This is a genomic window from Shewanella sp. NIFS-20-20, from assembly GCF_019209865.1.
Taxonomy (GTDB): domain Bacteria; phylum Pseudomonadota; class Gammaproteobacteria; order Enterobacterales; family Shewanellaceae; genus Shewanella.
In genome coordinates, this window is the sequence record NZ_JAHUTT010000130.1 from 1 (window position 1) to 728 (window position 728).

The 728-nt window shown below is 43.3% G+C and carries 2 rRNA genes; both read left to right on the forward strand.

The features are described 5' to 3' along the window. Positions 1–113 (forward strand): 16S ribosomal RNA (locus tag KU855_RS18735); the annotation flags it as partial. A 502-nt stretch (positions 114–615) separates the two neighbouring features. Continuing rightward, positions 616–728 (forward strand): 23S ribosomal RNA (locus tag KU855_RS18740); the annotation flags it as partial.

The window sequence follows — 728 nt, forward strand, 5'->3', positions numbered from 1 at the left end:
GAAGTAGATAGCTTAACCTTTCGGGGAGGGCGTTTACCACGGTGTGGTTCATGACTGGGGTGAAGTCGTAACAAGGTAGCCCTAGGGGAACCTGGGGCTGGATCACCTCCTTACCTAAGCGATTTACAGTTACTGTTGGCAGAAAAAAGCTCCATGCCTTTTCTGCACATCGCACCTCCGTGTGCGTGAGTGTTCACACAGATTGCCTTGTCTTGTTGACGAGCAAAACATTGACTTCCTTTGAAGCGATGTCGTTCTTTAAAAATTTGGAAAGCTGATAGTAGAACTTAGTGTGTAAGCATTAAGTGATACAAAATTGAGTTCTCAAAATACTTTAATCAAGTGTTTTGGATATTCTTAACTTCAGAAATGAAGTAAATCAAGGCGTTCTTTTGCGAAAGCAAAAGACAGTAAAAACCAGCTAGTTGCAATACAACTTAGACGTTTTCTTAGTGTTTCTAACGAAAGACTAAGCGCCACTCATCGCTTGGTAAGCAAGGCTTGAAGTTGAACAGCACATGAGTGTAGCAGCGCTACATGATTGGGGTGTGAAACTGAAAACACCGCGTAGCAAGATGAAGAGTAAGCGATAAAAAAGACCCATTTGGGTTGTATGGTTAAGTGACTAAGCGTATACGGTGGATGCCTTGGCAGTCAGAGGCGATGAAGGACGTAGTAACTTGCGAAAAGCGTTGGCGAGCTAGTAACAAGCATTTGAGCTAACGATG